The sequence below is a fragment of the Hymenobacter sp. 5317J-9 genome (genome assembly GCF_022921075.1).
In the GTDB taxonomy this organism is placed as follows: domain Bacteria; phylum Bacteroidota; class Bacteroidia; order Cytophagales; family Hymenobacteraceae; genus Hymenobacter.
The window spans coordinates 1,220,325-1,234,255 of the sequence record NZ_CP095050.1 but is presented as its reverse complement, the minus strand read 5'-3'; the positions used below and the strand labels follow the sequence as shown (position 1 = coordinate 1,234,255).

General features: G+C 57.6%; 20 protein-coding genes. All 20 read right to left on the bottom strand.

All coding sequences use genetic code 11. The annotated features are described in order from the left end of the window. Nucleotides 1-7: 7 nt before the first annotated feature. On the bottom strand, nt 8-490 hold the full coding sequence (locus MUN81_RS05025; RefSeq protein ID WP_245115548.1) for a hypothetical protein: 483 nt from the start codon (nt 488-490) through the stop codon (nt 8-10). Nucleotides 491-545: 55 nt separating this feature from the next. Then, nucleotides 546-860, bottom strand: coding sequence for a septum formation initiator family protein (locus tag MUN81_RS05020; protein WP_245115546.1), 315 nt, complete (start codon nt 858-860; stop codon nt 546-548). A gap of 74 nt (nt 861-934) precedes the next feature. Further along, entirely contained in the window at nt 935-2,206 is a 1,272-nt protein-coding gene (eno, locus tag MUN81_RS05015) for a phosphopyruvate hydratase (protein ID WP_245115544.1), read from the bottom strand. A gap of 197 nt (nt 2,207-2,403) precedes the next feature. Next, the gene (rplQ, locus tag MUN81_RS05010; RefSeq protein WP_245115543.1) at nt 2,404-3,006 is read right to left on the bottom strand and encodes a 50S ribosomal protein L17; all 603 of its coding nucleotides are present in this window, start codon (nt 3,004-3,006) and stop codon (nt 2,404-2,406) included. Between the two features lie 178 nt (nt 3,007-3,184). Then, complete coding sequence (locus tag MUN81_RS05005; RefSeq protein WP_190925743.1) at nt 3,185-4,174, bottom strand: DNA-directed RNA polymerase subunit alpha; 990 nt, start codon at nt 4,172-4,174, stop codon at nt 3,185-3,187. 171 nt (nt 4,175-4,345) lie between these two features. Beyond that, a complete protein-coding gene (gene rpsD, locus MUN81_RS05000) occupies nt 4,346-4,951 on the bottom strand; it encodes a 30S ribosomal protein S4 (protein ID WP_245115537.1) in 606 nt (201 codons plus the stop codon). Nucleotides 4,952-4,977: 26 nt separating this feature from the next. Next, entirely contained in the window at nt 4,978-5,370 is a 393-nt protein-coding gene (gene rpsK, locus MUN81_RS04995) for a 30S ribosomal protein S11 (RefSeq protein WP_035567868.1), read from the bottom strand. 87 nt (nt 5,371-5,457) lie between these two features. Beyond that, a complete protein-coding gene (rpsM, locus tag MUN81_RS04990) occupies nt 5,458-5,835 on the bottom strand; it encodes a 30S ribosomal protein S13 (RefSeq protein ID WP_245115535.1) in 378 nt (125 codons plus the stop codon). A gap of 99 nt (nt 5,836-5,934) precedes the next feature. Continuing rightward, entirely contained in the window at nt 5,935-6,051 is a 117-nt protein-coding gene (gene rpmJ, locus MUN81_RS04985; protein WP_046246595.1) for a 50S ribosomal protein L36, read from the bottom strand. Between the two features lie 21 nt (nt 6,052-6,072). Next, nucleotides 6,073-6,291 carry a translation initiation factor IF-1 gene (gene infA, locus MUN81_RS04980; RefSeq protein WP_035567874.1) on the bottom strand — a complete coding sequence of 73 codons (219 nt, stop codon included), beginning with the start codon at nt 6,289-6,291 and terminating at the stop codon, nt 6,073-6,075. A 5-nt stretch (nt 6,292-6,296) separates the two neighbouring features. Further along, a complete protein-coding gene (map, locus tag MUN81_RS04975; protein WP_245115533.1) occupies nt 6,297-7,076 on the bottom strand; it encodes a type I methionyl aminopeptidase in 780 nt (259 codons plus the stop codon). A gap of 6 nt (nt 7,077-7,082) precedes the next feature. Further along, nucleotides 7,083-8,402, bottom strand: coding sequence for a preprotein translocase subunit SecY (gene secY, locus MUN81_RS04970; protein ID WP_190925713.1), 1,320 nt, complete (start codon nt 8,400-8,402; stop codon nt 7,083-7,085). 15 nt (nt 8,403-8,417) lie between these two features. After that, the gene (gene rplO, locus MUN81_RS04965; RefSeq protein ID WP_196291018.1) at nt 8,418-8,867 is read right to left on the bottom strand and encodes a 50S ribosomal protein L15; all 450 of its coding nucleotides are present in this window, start codon (nt 8,865-8,867) and stop codon (nt 8,418-8,420) included. A 13-nt stretch (nt 8,868-8,880) separates the two neighbouring features. After that, nucleotides 8,881-9,060, bottom strand: a complete 180-nt coding sequence (rpmD, locus tag MUN81_RS04960) for a 50S ribosomal protein L30 (RefSeq protein WP_190925707.1) — start codon at nt 9,058-9,060, stop codon at nt 8,881-8,883. 5 nt (nt 9,061-9,065) lie between these two features. Next, on the bottom strand, nt 9,066-9,557 hold the full coding sequence (gene rpsE, locus MUN81_RS04955) for a 30S ribosomal protein S5 (protein WP_035567955.1): 492 nt from the start codon (nt 9,555-9,557) through the stop codon (nt 9,066-9,068). A gap of 90 nt (nt 9,558-9,647) precedes the next feature. Then, on the bottom strand, nt 9,648-9,998 hold the full coding sequence (rplR, locus tag MUN81_RS04950; RefSeq protein WP_245115532.1) for a 50S ribosomal protein L18: 351 nt from the start codon (nt 9,996-9,998) through the stop codon (nt 9,648-9,650). 9 nt (nt 9,999-10,007) lie between these two features. Then, on the bottom strand, nt 10,008-10,562 hold the full coding sequence (gene rplF, locus MUN81_RS04945; protein ID WP_245115530.1) for a 50S ribosomal protein L6: 555 nt from the start codon (nt 10,560-10,562) through the stop codon (nt 10,008-10,010). 27 nt (nt 10,563-10,589) lie between these two features. Then, nucleotides 10,590-10,988, bottom strand: a complete 399-nt coding sequence (gene rpsH, locus MUN81_RS04940; RefSeq protein ID WP_068191741.1) for a 30S ribosomal protein S8 — start codon at nt 10,986-10,988, stop codon at nt 10,590-10,592. A 281-nt stretch (nt 10,989-11,269) separates the two neighbouring features. After that, complete coding sequence (locus tag MUN81_RS04935) at nt 11,270-12,130, bottom strand: NAD(P)-dependent oxidoreductase (protein WP_245115529.1); 861 nt, start codon at nt 12,128-12,130, stop codon at nt 11,270-11,272. A gap of 144 nt (nt 12,131-12,274) precedes the next feature. Continuing rightward, nucleotides 12,275-13,438 carry a signal peptidase I gene (lepB, locus tag MUN81_RS04930; protein ID WP_245115528.1) on the bottom strand — a complete coding sequence of 388 codons (1,164 nt, stop codon included), beginning with the start codon at nt 13,436-13,438 and terminating at the stop codon, nt 12,275-12,277. Nucleotides 13,439-13,931: the final 493 nt, after the last annotated feature.

Here is a 13,931-nt window from a genome sequence, read left to right as displayed (position 1 = left end):
TCCGTATTTAGCGCTTTCGCGGTGCTACTGACGGCTTGGCGGGCAATGGTGGGGTGTTAGCGCGCAGCCCAAACCCCAGCACTGCCCGCGCCGCGGTGTCTCGGAACGTGACCTCCAGCAGCACCGGCGGCGGCTTGCGCGCAGAATCAGCGGCGAAGGAAAACGCGTAGAACAGCCGCGAGGCGCCGCCATCGCCCAGCCGCACCCCCAGCTTGTAGAGTTCAATGGCTTGCCGGTGCTTTTGCCCGCTGCGCCACAGCGGCCTGGCCGACGTCTCAAATTGGACCAGGCTGATGGTGTGCCGCACTTCCGGCGCCATGCGCCGGTAAGCCGCCGCATAGTCGGCCCGCAGCACCGCCCGCAGAAATTGGTGGGCCGCCTGAGCCTGGCTCAGTCGCGGCGCTGGTGTTGGGCTGCCCTGGGCGCTCACCCAGCCGCAGGACGCCATCAGCAGCCCAGCTATCAGCAGCGCCTTTTTGTGTGCTTGCATGGCCCAAAGTACGGCCGTTTCGGCGCAGGCGACCCGTAGCGCGCCAGCCCGCCGCCTACTCCTCGGTGGCGGGCACCAGCACAAACACGTCCTCGCCCGGCCGCTTCATGAGGTATTTCTCCCGTGCAAACTTCTCCAGCAGCGCCGGCGAGCTCATCAGCTCGGCCCGCTCCTTCTTCACCACTTCAATGTTGTCGAGATAGTATTGCTTCTCGTTGCGCAGCTCCTGCCACTTGCGGTAGATGTCGAACTGCTTGCCCAGGTCGTTGGCGTCAAACACCAACATCCACACCAGAAAGCCCATCCCAGTGAGGAAATAAAAGCTGCGGAACACGCGCAGCACCGGACCGATAACCGAGGGTAGTTGCATCAGGGTAAAGATAACAGAACGGCCGGCTTCGCTCACGCAAAACCGGCCGTTCTGTTGGTGCCCAAGAGGATTCCCTACATTTTCTTGCCGGGGAAGTAGGCCACTTCGCCTAGTTCCTCCTCGATGCGGAGCAGTTGGTTGTACTTGGCCATGCGGTCGGAGCGCGAGGCCGAGCCGGTCTTAATCTGGCCGGTGTTCAGGGCCACGGCCAGGTCGGCGATGGTGTTGTCCTCCGTCTCGCCCGAGCGGTGGCTCATGATGCTCTTGTAGCCGTTGCGGCGGCCCAGGTTGATGGCGTCAATCGTTTCGGTGAGCGTGCCAATCTGGTTCACCTTGATGAGAATGGCGTTGGCAATGCCTTCGTCGATGCCGCGCTGCAGGCGGTTCACGTTGGTCACGAACAGGTCGTCGCCCACCAGCTGGGTTTGCTTGCCCACGCGCTCAGTCAAGGCTTTCCAGCCGGTCCAGTCGTCCTCGTCCATGCCGTCTTCGAGGCTGATGATGGGATACTTCTTCATCCAGTCGGCCCAGTAGTCCACCATTTGCGAGGAAGTCAGCTTGTCGCCGGTGCTCTTTTTGAAGTGGTACACGCCGTCCTCGTAAAACTCCGACACGGCCGCGTCCATGGCAATGAACACGTCCTCACCCGGGCGGTAGCCGGCCGTTTCGATGGCCTGCAACACAATTTTGATGGCGTCCTCGTTCGACTTGATGTTCGGCGCAAAACCGCCCTCATCGCCCACGTTGGTGCTGAAGCCTTGCTTCTTGAGCACGTTTTTCAGGTGATGAAATATCTCGGTGCCCCAACGCAGAGCCTCCGAGAACGACGACGCGCCCGTGGGCATAATCATGAACTCCTGGAAGTCGATGGAGTTGTCGGCGTGCGAGCCGCCGTTCAGGATGTTCATCATCGGCACGGGCAGCGTGGTAGCACCTACACCGCCCACGTAGCGGTACAGCGGCATGCCGGCGTCCTGCGCGGCCGCGCGGGCCGCCGCCAGGCTCACGCCCAGAATGGCGTTGGCGCCCAAATTGGCCTTGTTGGGCGTGCCGTCCATCTCCAGCATAATCTTGTCGAGCAGGGCCTGCTCATACACCGAGAAGCCTACCAATTCCTCGGCAATGCGGGAATTGACGTTGTCCACGGCCTTGAGCACGCCTTTGCCCATGTACATCGACTTGTCGTCGTCGCGCAGCTCTACGGCTTCGTGTTTGCCGGTGCTGGCGCCCGAGGGCACCGCGGCGCGGCCCACCACGCCCGAATCGAGCGTGACGTCCACTTCTACCGTCGGATTACCACGGGAATCAAAAATTTGGCGGGCATGAATTTGCGAAATGAAGCTCATAGCAGGGCGTTTGGTAAACAGTTAAATATGCTGCAAACGTACGGGAATCGGCCGGCATATGCACCTCTGGCCGGGTAAAACCGCCACAGCCCATGTTTTCAAACGGGCTAGATAGAAGCAATAGAGCGGCCTGCTCCAACAAAAAAGGGACGCCCCTTGCGGAGCGCCCCTTTCAACTTTGCAGCAATTGCTACGAATTAAGCACCGGCTTCGTCAGCCTTAGCTTCTTCGCGGCTCTCGCCGTCTTTCACGGTTTCGGTAGCCGTGTCAGCCGGAGCCGACTGCTCAACTACGGCAGCGGGAGCCACAGCTTCGCCTTTTACTTCGGTAGCCGAAGTAGCGGCATCGCCCGCAGCTTTCTTGCCACCACGACGCGAACGACGGGTAGTGCCAGCAGCAGCCTTGTCAGCGGCAGCCTGCTTCGACTCAATCAGGGTTTCATTGAAGTCCACCAGCTCGATGATGCACATCTCGGCGTTGTCGCCCAGACGGGTATCGCTCAGCTTCAGGATGCGGGTATAGCCACCGGGACGGTTGGCAATCTTGCCCGAAATGTTGCCAAACAGCTCCTTGATGGACTCTTTGTCCTGCAGCGCAGCAAACACCATACGACGCGAGTGCGTCGTGTCTTCCTTCGACTTGGTCAGCATCGGCTCCACGTACTTACGCAGGGCTTTGGCTTTGGCCACCGTCGTCGTCAGACGCTTGTGCAGGATGAGCGACGAAGCCATGTTCGACAGCATCGCGTGGCGGTGGGCGGTGGTACGGCCCAGTTGGTTAACTTTTCTTCCGTGTCGCATTGGACGTTAAAAAATGTGTGTGCTTGCGGGCGGCGACCACGGCGGGCCTCCAAGGCCTCATTAGAACCGCTGCCCCTTGGGCACACTGGTTAAAAATAAAAAAGGGGAAAAACGAATGGCTGAACCTTTGTCGGCCGACTGCAACGCAGTCAACTCTCCAACGGTTCAGCCATCGCTGCTATTCTTCGTCGAGACGATACTTGCTCAGGTCCATGCCGAACTCCAGGCCACGCTCTTCCACGAGGTTTTCGAGTTCGGTCAGGCTCTTCTTGCCGAAGTTGCGGAACTTCATCATGTCGGCAATTTCGAGCTGCACCAGTTCGCCCATCGTCTTGATGTCGGCGGCCTTGAGGCAGTTCTTGGCGCGTACGCTGAGCTCCATGTCCTCCAGGGGAGTCTTGAGCATCTTGCGCATCTGCATGGTTTCCTCATCAATCGGCTCGTCTTCGGTCACGCGCGGGCCCTCGAGGGTCATCGTGTTGTCCGAGAACAGCATGAAGTGCTGGATGAGGATGTTGGCGGCGCCCTTCAGCGCCTCCTCCGGGTGAATCGAACCGTCGGTCTGAATCTCAATGATGAGCTTCTCGTAGTCGGTCTTCTGCTCCACACGGGTGTTCTCGATGCTGTACTTCACGTTTTTGATGGGCGTGTAGATGGCATCGATGGCAATTTGGCCGAATACTTGGTCAGCCGGCTTGTTCTCGTCGGCGGGCACATAGCCGCGGCCACGGGCAATCGTCAGCTCCAGCTCCAGCTCCACGCTGGGGTCGAGGTGGGCAATCACGTGGTCGGGGTTCAGCACCTCGAAACCGCTGGCGAACTTGGCAATGTCGGCACCCGAGAAGGTATCCTGGCCTTTCACGCGCACCGTAATTTTATCCGAGATGGCATCGCTCACTTTCTTAAAGCGGACCATCTTCAGGTTCAGGATGATTTCGGACATGTCCTCAATCACGCCTTCGATGGTCGAAAACTCGTGCAGCACGCTGCTGGTGCGCACCGACGTGATAGCGAAACCCTCCAGCGACGACAACAGAATGCGACGCAGCGCATTGCCGATGGTGACGCCGTAGCCCTTCTCGAGCGGCTTAAATTCAAACGTCCCGGTGAAGTCGTCGGATTTCTCCATCACCACTTTCTCCGGCATCTGAAAAGCTAAGATTGACATATGTGGGGCGTTAAAAAAGTTGTAGCGCACGCGGGTGCTTGCGCCAGTTAATTAAAATCTTGCACGCTGACAGCTTAAACGCAGTAAGCGCAAGCTCAACGCATGCGCTATATAGACGAGTAAGCACAAGTGCGGCCCGGCAAATTGCCGGGCCGCTACCAGTAGCGCTAATTACTTCGAATACAATTCGACGATGAGCTGTTCCGTGATTTTCTCTGGAATCAGTTCACGGGCGGGGGCAGTAGTGAATTTGCCAGCCAGCTCCTTGCCGTCCCACTCCAACCAGGAGAACTGGCGCGAGTTGCGAACCGACAGGCTCGTGGTGATGGCTTCGAGCGACTTCGACTTCTCACGCACGGCCACAATGTCGCCGGGACGCAGGTGGTACGAAGGAATGTTCACCACTTCACCGTTCACGGTGATGTGCTTGTGGCCCACCAGCTGACGAGCAGCGCGACGCGTCGAGGCAATACCCAAACGGTACACTGTGTTGTCGAGACGGGCTTCCAGCAAAGCGAGCAGGTTGTCGCCGGTGATGCCGGGCATGGTGGCAGCCTTGTGGAACAGGTTTTCGAATTGCTTCTCCAACATGCCGTACATGTACTTCACCTTCTGCTTCTCCATCAGCTGCACGGCGTATTCCGACTGCTTCTTGCGGCGGCCGCGGCCGTGCTGACCCGGAGGATAGGCTTTCTTGTTGAGCGCTTTGTCGGGGCCGAAAATCGGCTCGTTGAAGCGACGGGCAATTTTTGAGGTAGGGCCGGTATAACGTGCCATCTTATTATCCTAACTGAAGTGAAAAACTAAACGCGACGACGCTTGGGGGGGCGGCAGCCGTTGTGGGGCAGCGGCGTTACGTCGCGGATGGTGGTCACCTCAATGCCCACGTTGCCGAGGGCGCGGATGGCCGACTCACGGCCCGAACCCGGGCCTTTCACGAATACTTCGGCTTTGCGCATGCCCAGGTCGTGGGCCACTTTGCCGCAGTCGCTCATCGCCATTTGAGCGGCGTAGGGCGTGTTTTTCTTCGAACCACGGAAGCCCATCTTGCCGGCCGAAGCCCACGAAATAACTTGACCGTTGTTGTTGGTGATGGAGATGATGATGTTGTTGAACGAGGCACGGATGTGTACCTGGCCCACCTGCTCCACCACGACAACGCGCTTCTTGGCTTTGTCTTTTCTTTTTTGTGCCATTTGGTTATCGCAAAAAATGCGGGAGGTGTTGGCGCTGGCTGCGCGAGTATGCTACCCGCCAGAGCCAGCGCCGATTCCCGGTTAAGTTTATTTCGTTGCCTTCTTCTTGCCGGCCACCGTTTTGCGCTTGCCCTTGCGGGTACGCGAGTTATTCTTGGTACGCTGACCACGAACCGGCAGGCCTTTGCGGTGACGCAGACCGCGGTAGCAGCCGATGTCCATCAAACGCTTGATGTTCGTCGTTACTTCCGAGCGCAGCACGCCCTCAGTCTTGTGCTCGGCGGCAATGATGGCGCGGACGGCACCCGACTCCTCATCGGTCCAGTCCTTCACCTTCTTGTTCAAATCAACACCAGCCTGCGTGAGGATTTTGCTGGAGTTGCTCCGGCCAATGCCGAAAATGTAAGTCAGGGCGATTTCGCCGCGCTTGTTGTCCGGGATATCAACCCCTGCGATACGAGCCATTGTGTGTGGTTATGTGTTTGCGGACAGAACCCCGGCAGCGGCTTGGAAGGCGGTAAGTAACCTTACCAGTACCCAAGGCTCCGGGATTCTAAAATTGGATTAGCCCTGACGCTGCTTGAAGCGGGGGTTTTTTTTGTTGATGACGTAGAGCTTGCCATTACGGCGGACCAGTTTGCAGTCCACGCTACGCTTTTTCACCGAGGTTTTTACTTTCATGACCTGTGAAGAGAAACGAGTTTATTTATAACGATACTTGATGCGGCCCTTCGACAAGTCGTAGGGAGACATTTCCAGTTTCACCTTGTCGCCGGGCAGAATCTTGATGTAGTGCATCCGCATCTTACCCGAAATGTGGGCAATCAGCTGGTGGCCGTTCTCCAACTCCACGCGGAACATGGCGTTAGAGAGGGCTTCGAGGATGGTACCGTCCTGCTCAATCGAGGCTTGTTTTGCCATAAGGGCTACTGCAATGCTTTTTCTATGAATTCAAAGGAGGTCAGAATTTCTGCCTTCTCTTTTCTAACAACAACGGTGTGCTCAAAGTGCGCCGAGGGTTTGCGGTCCTTGGTGCGAATGGTCCAACCATCCGCTTCCTGCACCACATCCTTCTTGCCCAAGTTCACCATCGGCTCAATGGCCAACACCAAACCCGTTTGCAAGAGCGGCCCAGAACCCCGCTTGCCGTAGTTCGGCACCTCAGGCTTCTCGTGCAGCTTAGCGCCAACTCCGTGGCCAACCAACTCGCGCACCACCCCGTAACCCATCGGGGCCACATGGTTCTGGATGGCGTAGCTGATGTCGCCGACTCGGTTGCCGCTCACGGCTTGCTCAATGCCTTTGTACAGGGCTGCTTTGGTTTCTCGTAGCAAAGCCAATACTTCCGGCGCCACCTCCCCGATTGGGTAAGTGTAAGCACTATCTGAATGAAAGCCATTCAGAAAAACCCCGCAGTCCACCGTCAAAATATCGCCGCTCTTCAGCGGCTCATCGGTGGCAAACCCGTGCACTACTACCGAATTCGGTGAGAGGCACAGGCTGAAGGGAAACTTATTGTATCCTTTGAAGGACGGCAACCCACCATGGTCCCGGATGAATTCCTCCGCGCGCTTATCGAGCTGCCGCGTTGTCACTCCTTCTTTTACCATGCCCGCGACTTCGCCGTGGGCCTTGGCCAGCAGTTGAGCACTGGCACGAATAAGGTCAATTTCTTCTTCGGTTTTATATTGAATGCTGCCGCTCATAGCTGTTTACGAAGCTATGGAAATCGGTTGTGCCGTGCGACCGCGCAGCTTGCCCGACTTCATCATGCCATCGTAGTGTTGCATAAGCAGGTAGCTCTGTACTTGGTTCACCGTGTCGAGCACCACACCCACCATAATGATGAGCGATGTACCGCCATAGAAAGCCGAAAACGGACGAGTCACGCCTAAGAGCAGAGCAATGGCCGGGAAAATGGCAATCAGCGCAAGGGCAACTGCACCAGGCAGCGTTACACGGGTCAGGATTTCATCAATAAATTCCGAGGTATCGCGGCCAGGCTTCACGCCGGGTACGAAACCACCGCTCCGCTTCAGGTCATCGGCAATCTGGTTAGGGTTAACGCTGATGGCCGTGTAGAAGTAGGTGAAGATGATAATCAGCAGGCCGAAGGTCAGGTTGTACTGCCACGAGGTGTAGTCCGAAAACTTCACGCCGATGTAGCTGGCGGTATCGCTCTGGTTCTGCCATACCGAAGCCACGATGGCGGGCACGAACATCAACGACTGGGCGAAGATGATGGGCATTACGCCGGCCGCATTCACCTTGAGGGGAATGAACTGACGCTGCGCATCCAACTGCGTGGTGCCGCCAACTTGCTTAGCGTACTGCACCGCGATGCGGCGAACCGCTTGCGTGAGCACGATAACCGCCATTACGACGAGGAACAGCACTACCATTTCCAGCAGGAAGATGAGGGATTTGTTTACGCCTTTGGCAGCGGCCTCACCGATGATGGCACCGGGGAGACGCGACACGATACCAATCATGATAATCATGGAGATACCGTTGCCGATGCCTTTGTCCGTGATTTTCTCGCCCAGCCACATGCAGAACAACGTGCCGGCCGTGATGATAATCATGGTCGAGACGGTGAAGAACGTGCCGGGATTGATGATGGCTTCGGCGTTAATCGTGGCGATGAAGCCAACCGATTGGGCCAATACAATCGGAATCGTGAGAATCCGGGTGTACTGGTTGATTTTCTTACGTCCCGACTCGCCTTCCTTCTGGAGCTTCTGGAAGTAGGGCACGGCGATGGTGAGCAGCTGCAACACAATCGACGCCGAGATGTACGGCATGATGCCCAGCGCGAAGATGGACGCGTGGCTGAACGCGCCGCCAAGCAGCGTATCCAGAATGCCAAACAAGCCTTGGGCGCCGGTCTTGAGTTGCGTGGGGTCAACGCCCGGCAACACCACGTAAACGCCTAGGCGATAGATGGCAATGAAGAAAAGCGTGTTGAGGATTCGCGTACGCAAATCCTCAATCGCAAAAATGTTTTTTATCGACTCGATAAACTTATTCATTGCCGAAGGTAGCTATTAGAGCGTTACCGCTTTGCCGCCAGCTTTCTCGATGGCTTCAACAGCCGATTTCGAGAAGGCGTGAGCATGAACTTCTACAGCAGTGGCGATTTCGCCACGGCCGAGAACTTTGATTTTGGCGTTTTTCGAAACCAGACCGGCGGCCACGAAGTAAGCGGCATCCAGGGTGGTGGCGCTGTTCTTCTCGAGGAGGCCAGCGAGCACATCGAGGTTGATGGCTTTGTACTCGACGCGGTTGATGTTCGTGAAGCCGAACTTGGGCACACGGCGCTGGAGGGGCATTTGGCCACCTTCGAAGCCGGACTTGCGCTTGTAGCCCGAACGCGACTTGGCGCCTTTGTGACCACGGGTCGACGTGCCACCGCGCGTGGAGCCTTCGCCCCGGCCAATCCGCTTCTCGTTTTTAGTCGAGCCGTAGGCGGGCGATAGATTGCTGAGATTAAGCATGACGATAATAGTCTTACAGTTCGGTTACTTGGAGCAGGTGCTGCACGCTCTTCACCATGCCCAGGATGGACGGGTTCGATTCGTGGGTAGCGGTGCTGTTGAGTTTGTTCAGGCCGAGGGACTGAACGGTGCGCTTCTGACGCTCGGGGCGGTCAATGGCGCTGCGCACGAGCTTTACTTGAATTTGTGCCATGTCAATTAACCGTTAAAAACGCGGGCCAAAGAAATACCACGGGCTTGAGCGATTTGCAACGGGTCACGCATTTTGGCGAGGGCTGCAAACGTCGCTTTCACCACGTTGTGAGGGTTCGACGAGCCTTTCGACTTCGCCAGCACATCCTTGATACCGGCGCTCTCGAACACGGCGCGCATAGCACCGCCGGCGATTACACCCGTACCAGCCGCTGCGGGCTGGATGAGCACGAAACCACCGCCGTAGCGGCCTTCCATGAGGTGAGGAACGGTGTGCTTGTACATCGGCACTTTCACCACGTTCTTCTTGGCGTCGTCAATGCCTTTGGCAATGGCGTCGGTTACTTCGTTGGCTTTGCCGAGGCCGTAGCCTACGTTGCCGTTGCCGTCGCCTACTACCACGATGGCAGAGAAGCTAAAGCGGCGACCGCCTTTCACCACCTTCGCTACGCGGTTGATGGCTACTACTTTTTCTTTGAAGTCGGAGTCAGCACCCATGCGGGAGTTGTCCTTGTTCCGGTCGCGGTCGTTGCTGCGCTGACGGTCTCCGCCAGGACGATTGTTGTCGCGTTCTTGCGCCATGATAGTTTAGAAATTGAGGCCGCCTTCGCGAGCACCTTCAGCCAATGATTTTACGCGACCGTGGTAGAGGTAACCCGAGCGGTCGAACACCACTTTCGTGATGCCTTTCTCCAGGGCAACCGCGGCTACCTGACGGCCTACGGCAGCGGCCAGGGCCACGCCATTGCCACCTTCGGCGGTTACTTTTTTCGACGTAGCGGCAGCCAGGGTGCGGCCGGTCGTGTCGTCGATAATCTGAGCATAAATGCCCGTGTTGCTGCGGAACACCGACAGGCGCGGACGCTCCGAGGTGCCGGACACTTTCGTGCGGATGATGCGCTGAATCCGCTTGCGGCGAGTTGCTTTATCAAATGCCATGATGCGAATTTATTTAGAGGCCGTTTTACCAGCTTTGCGACGGATAATCTCGCCCACGAAGCGCACACCTTTGCCTTTGTAGGGCTCCACTTTGCGCAGCGAACGAATTTTGGCGGCCACCTGGCCCAGCAGCTGATTGTCGATGCTGTTGAGCGTCACAATCGGGTTCTTACCCTTTTCGGTTACTGCGGTAGCGGATACTTCGCCGGGGAGGGCGATGTACACGTTGTGCGAGTATCCGAGGGCCAGTTCCAGCGTGCTGCCCACGAGCGAGGCTTTGTAACCTACGCCTACGAGCTCCAGTTTCTTCTCGAAACCAGCGCTAACACCGGTCACCATGTTGTTGATGAGCGAGCGGTAGAGGCCGTGCATGGCCTTGTGGCGCTTCTGCTCGGTAGGACGGGTTACGGTGAGGGTACCGTCTTCGATGGCTACGGTGATGTCGCGGTCTACTTGCGTAGTGAGCGAGCCTTTGGGGCCTTTCACCGTCACCGCGTTGTCTTTGTCGACCGAAATAGCGACCCCGGCGGGGACGGAAATCGGCAGTTTACCAATACGTGACATAATTGAATTTGCTAAAGCGGTTCCGGACTAGTACACGTAGCACAGCACCTCGCCGCCCACGTTCTCGGTTTTGCACTCTTTCTCCGTCATCACGCCTTTCGAGGTCGAGATGATGGCCACACCCAGGCCGCTGAGGACGCGGGGCAGGTTGTCGGCGGCCACGTACTGACGCAAGCCGGGCGTCGAAACGCGCTGCAGCTTGGTGATGGCAGGGGCCTTCGTGGTGGGGTTGTACTTCAGGGCGATTTTGATGGTGCCCTGAACCGACGAATCATCAAAACGGTACGACTGGATGTACCCTTTGTGGTACAGCACTTTCGTGATTTCCTTTTTGATGTTGCTGGCCGGGATTTCTACCACCCGGTGGTTCGCCTTGATGGCGTTGCGTACCCGGGTCAGGTAGTCGGCAATAGGGTCAGTGTTCATTATGTGTTAAATACGTCCGCTTTTTTCGGAGCGCAAAGATAAGAAAATTTCGCCGGGTGCCCAACGGGACCAACGAAATTTCGGGTTAAGACTACTTGGCACGCCCGGCGACGGTCCGGCCAATGGTTTCTTTTGGCAACCTGCCAAATGGTTTCGAGGCAAGCCTCAGGTTTTGGGAGTGCAAAGGTAGCAGGCTTTCAGGAGCTTTTGCAAGTGCCTGACAGAAATATTCTTGACTAATGGACAGCCGCGACCCCAAAAATACCGAATCGGGGGAAGCACTATTGCTGCTTCAGGTGCTTGAGAATGGCAATCACGTCCTCGTCGCCATGCGTAGCTTCCGCCTCCTGAAAGGTTTGGTGAACCACCTTGGCTAGCGGGGTGTCCGAGCCTTCGGCTTTGGCCAGGCGCAGGTCTTTGGCGAGCAGCTTGAGGGCGAAGGCGGCCTGGTAGTTCTCGTTGAGAATGGCGTCGCCCTTGAGGTTGATGAAGACGCTGGCGAGGGCGCTGCTCTTGATGAGTTCGAGCAAGTCGGCCGTTTGCAGCCCGTGCTGCTGGGCAAACAGGACGGCTTCGGCCAAACCTTGAGCCTGGAAGCCGAGCAGGGTGTTCATGGCCAGTTTGGCATTGTTGCCCGCGCCGGTGGGGCCCACGCGCAGGGCCAGCTTGCCGAGATGCGCGAATAAGGGCTGCGCTTGCTTGAACACGGCTTCATCGCCGCCGACCATGATGGCGAGCAGGCCGGTTTCAGCCTGCTTCACGCTGCCGGATACGGGGGCATCGAGGTACTCATGGCCGTGGACGCGGCTCAGCTCGGCCATCTCTTGGCTAACACCGGGCGACACGGTACTCATGTTGATGATGAGCTTGCCGGTTGTAGACGACTGCAGCAGGCCGTCCTCCCCGGTGAATAGCTCCCGGGTGGCTTGGTCGTCGGACACCATGAGGAAGACGACTTGCGCGGCATCGAGTACGGCGCCCGGCGTGGGCGCGACGGTGGCGCTCTCGGCGCGCAGGGCGTCGGCTTTGGCGGGGCTGCGGTTGTAGGCGATAACGGGGAGGCCGGCGGCGAGCAGGCGGCGGGCCATGGGCGTGCCCATGTTGCCCAGGCCAATCCAGCCGGTGGTGATGGGTAATTCCATGATAGGTGGTGAGGAGTAAATAACGTGAACCGGCGCGGAGGCTGGCGTAGGCTATAACGGCAAATGGGGTTGCTCCGAATACCGGAACAACCCCATTTGTTTCAATTATCCCAATTTTCTGGTGGCCTGCGAGGCGAGGCGTGGTTACTCAATGGGTCGGAACAGCCGGCTCCACCGGACCTTGTGCAGCACATCCGCATTAGGGTCGAGCGACAGCCACGTGAACACAGCTTTGCCCACGATATGGTCCTCCGGCACGAAGCCCCAGAAGCGGGAGTCTTCGGAGTTGTGGCGGTTGTCGCCCATCATGAAGTAGTAGTTCTGCTTGATGGTGTAGCGGGTGAGGGGCTGGCCGTTTTGCTGTATCATGCCATCCTGCCAGGTGATGCCGGAGTTGTGCTCGTACTGCGACAAGATTTTGTAGTAGACCGCCGCGTTGGCGGGCGTGAGTGTGATGGTCTGGCCTTTCTTTGGCACGGGCAGCGGGCCATAGTCGTCGAGCTGCCAGCGGCGGGGAGTGGCACTGGCGGCTTGCGATACATCGAAGTCGGCCACGTCGGGGAACAGTTGCACGGGATACTGCACCACCTCCAGCGACTTCGTGTAGGGCTGCCGGCGGAAGTAGGCGGCCACCTCGGCCGGGCAGCTGATTACGAAGCCGGGCTTGCTCGTTTCAGGGTTGATGATGGCGCGGGGCACGCCATCGGGCTCGCGGTAGTCGACCACGCCCTGAGCGCGCAGCGCCGCCACAATTTCATCGTTAGGCGCAGGCACTTCCAGGAAGTAGGTGGTTTGCGGACGACCGGCCACCGGGCCAGGCTGGCCGTTGAGGAACACCTGGCCACTACGGATGCTCAGCGTGTCGCCCGCCACCGCGATGCAGCGCTTGATGAGGTTGGTGCGCACATCAGCGGGGCGCTGCTCATGCGGCACGTGAAATACCACCACGTCGTTGCGCTTCACCGAGCTGAAACCCGGGAAGCGGTAGGTGGGCATCTGAATGAGGTCAGAATAGCTCTGCGGGCCGTGCTCCCACAGGGTTTGGTGCGTGAGGGGTACCTGCAGGGGTGTTTGGGGCGTGATAGGGCCGTAGTGCAGCTTGCTCACCATGAGGTAATCGCCAACCAGCAGCGTGCCCTCCATGCTTTCGGAAGGAATAGTGTAGGCTTCCACCGCCGACCAACGGAGCAGCGTAGCAGCTACAATCGCAAAAATGAGCGAGTCGGCCCACTCCCGGGTTTTGGTTTTGGGCGGCTTGGGTGCGGTGTTGGGGGTGGCGCGTTTGGTCTGGAAGAAAGGTATCCGCATGGGTTCCGGCTGAAGAGAGGATGAGAAAATAGCCACGGCAGCGCCGTAGCAACAGGGGTTGCTTTAACGCACTAGCAGACCAAATAGTACGGCTTGACTATATTGCTACTCCTCCCCCATCCGCCCGGCGCGCATCTGAAGAAACTTAGAGGGGCGCAGGACTCTGGAGATTTATAACCGTTCCACACTACCCGCCGGCCCAGCAGCCGAGGAAGCAGGATTGGCTGGGACGGGTCAGAAATAAGATTCTGTGGCTCTATTTATGAATGGGTCTTGCATGGGATTTAACTAAAATCACATTATACAGACTCGGCATGAACTGCAGATAAATTGAATCAGATGAAAACTTCAGTACCGACGCATGTCTGTCATTAATTGTCAAAACACTGTCCCTTATAGACCATGTGTTTGACAACATATTATCGCTGCTATACAAACCCATTGACCTGTCTCTTTTGTCGTAGATATACAGAAAGCATCTTCCATCGTCATA

Bases quoted from the DNA above. Each gene is read 5' to 3' on its own strand.
- MUN81_RS05025 (WP_245115548.1), bottom strand. From the start codon at position 490: ATGCAAGCACACAAAAAGGCGCTGCTGATAGCTGGGCTGCTGATGGCG.
- MUN81_RS05020 (WP_245115546.1), bottom strand. From the start codon at position 860: ATGCAACTACCCTCGGTTATCGGTCCGGTGCTGCGCGTGTTCCGCAGC.
- eno (WP_245115544.1), bottom strand. From the start codon at position 2,206: ATGAGCTTCATTTCGCAAATTCATGCCCGCCAAATTTTTGATTCCCGT.
- rplQ (WP_245115543.1), bottom strand. From the start codon at position 3,006: ATGCGACACGGAAGAAAAGTTAACCAACTGGGCCGTACCACCGCCCAC.
- MUN81_RS05005 (WP_190925743.1), bottom strand. From the start codon at position 4,174: ATGTCAATCTTAGCTTTTCAGATGCCGGAGAAAGTGGTGATGGAGAAA.
- rpsD (WP_245115537.1), bottom strand. From the start codon at position 4,951: ATGGCACGTTATACCGGCCCTACCTCAAAAATTGCCCGTCGCTTCAAC.
- rpsK (WP_035567868.1), bottom strand. From the start codon at position 5,370: ATGGCACAAAAAAGAAAAGACAAAGCCAAGAAGCGCGTTGTCGTGGTG.
- rpsM (WP_245115535.1), bottom strand. From the start codon at position 5,835: ATGGCTCGTATCGCAGGGGTTGATATCCCGGACAACAAGCGCGGCGAA.
- rpmJ (WP_046246595.1), bottom strand. From the start codon at position 6,051: ATGAAAGTAAAAACCTCGGTGAAAAAGCGTAGCGTGGACTGCAAACTG.
- infA (WP_035567874.1), bottom strand. From the start codon at position 6,291: ATGGCAAAACAAGCCTCGATTGAGCAGGACGGTACCATCCTCGAAGCC.
- map (WP_245115533.1), bottom strand. From the start codon at position 7,076: ATGAGCGGCAGCATTCAATATAAAACCGAAGAAGAAATTGACCTTATT.
- secY (WP_190925713.1), bottom strand. From the start codon at position 8,402: ATGAATAAGTTTATCGAGTCGATAAAAAACATTTTTGCGATTGAGGAT.
- rplO (WP_196291018.1), bottom strand. From the start codon at position 8,867: ATGCTTAATCTCAGCAATCTATCGCCCGCCTACGGCTCGACTAAAAAC.
- rpmD (WP_190925707.1), bottom strand. From the start codon at position 9,060: ATGGCACAAATTCAAGTAAAGCTCGTGCGCAGCGCCATTGACCGCCCC.
- rpsE (WP_035567955.1), bottom strand. From the start codon at position 9,557: ATGGGTGCTGACTCCGACTTCAAAGAAAAAGTAGTAGCCATCAACCGC.
- rplR (WP_245115532.1), bottom strand. From the start codon at position 9,998: ATGGCATTTGATAAAGCAACTCGCCGCAAGCGGATTCAGCGCATCATC.
- rplF (WP_245115530.1), bottom strand. From the start codon at position 10,562: ATGTCACGTATTGGTAAACTGCCGATTTCCGTCCCCGCCGGGGTCGCT.
- rpsH (WP_068191741.1), bottom strand. From the start codon at position 10,988: ATGAACACTGACCCTATTGCCGACTACCTGACCCGGGTACGCAACGCC.
- MUN81_RS04935 (WP_245115529.1), bottom strand. From the start codon at position 12,130: ATGGAATTACCCATCACCACCGGCTGGATTGGCCTGGGCAACATGGGC.
- lepB (WP_245115528.1), bottom strand. From the start codon at position 13,438: ATGCGGATACCTTTCTTCCAGACCAAACGCGCCACCCCCAACACCGCA.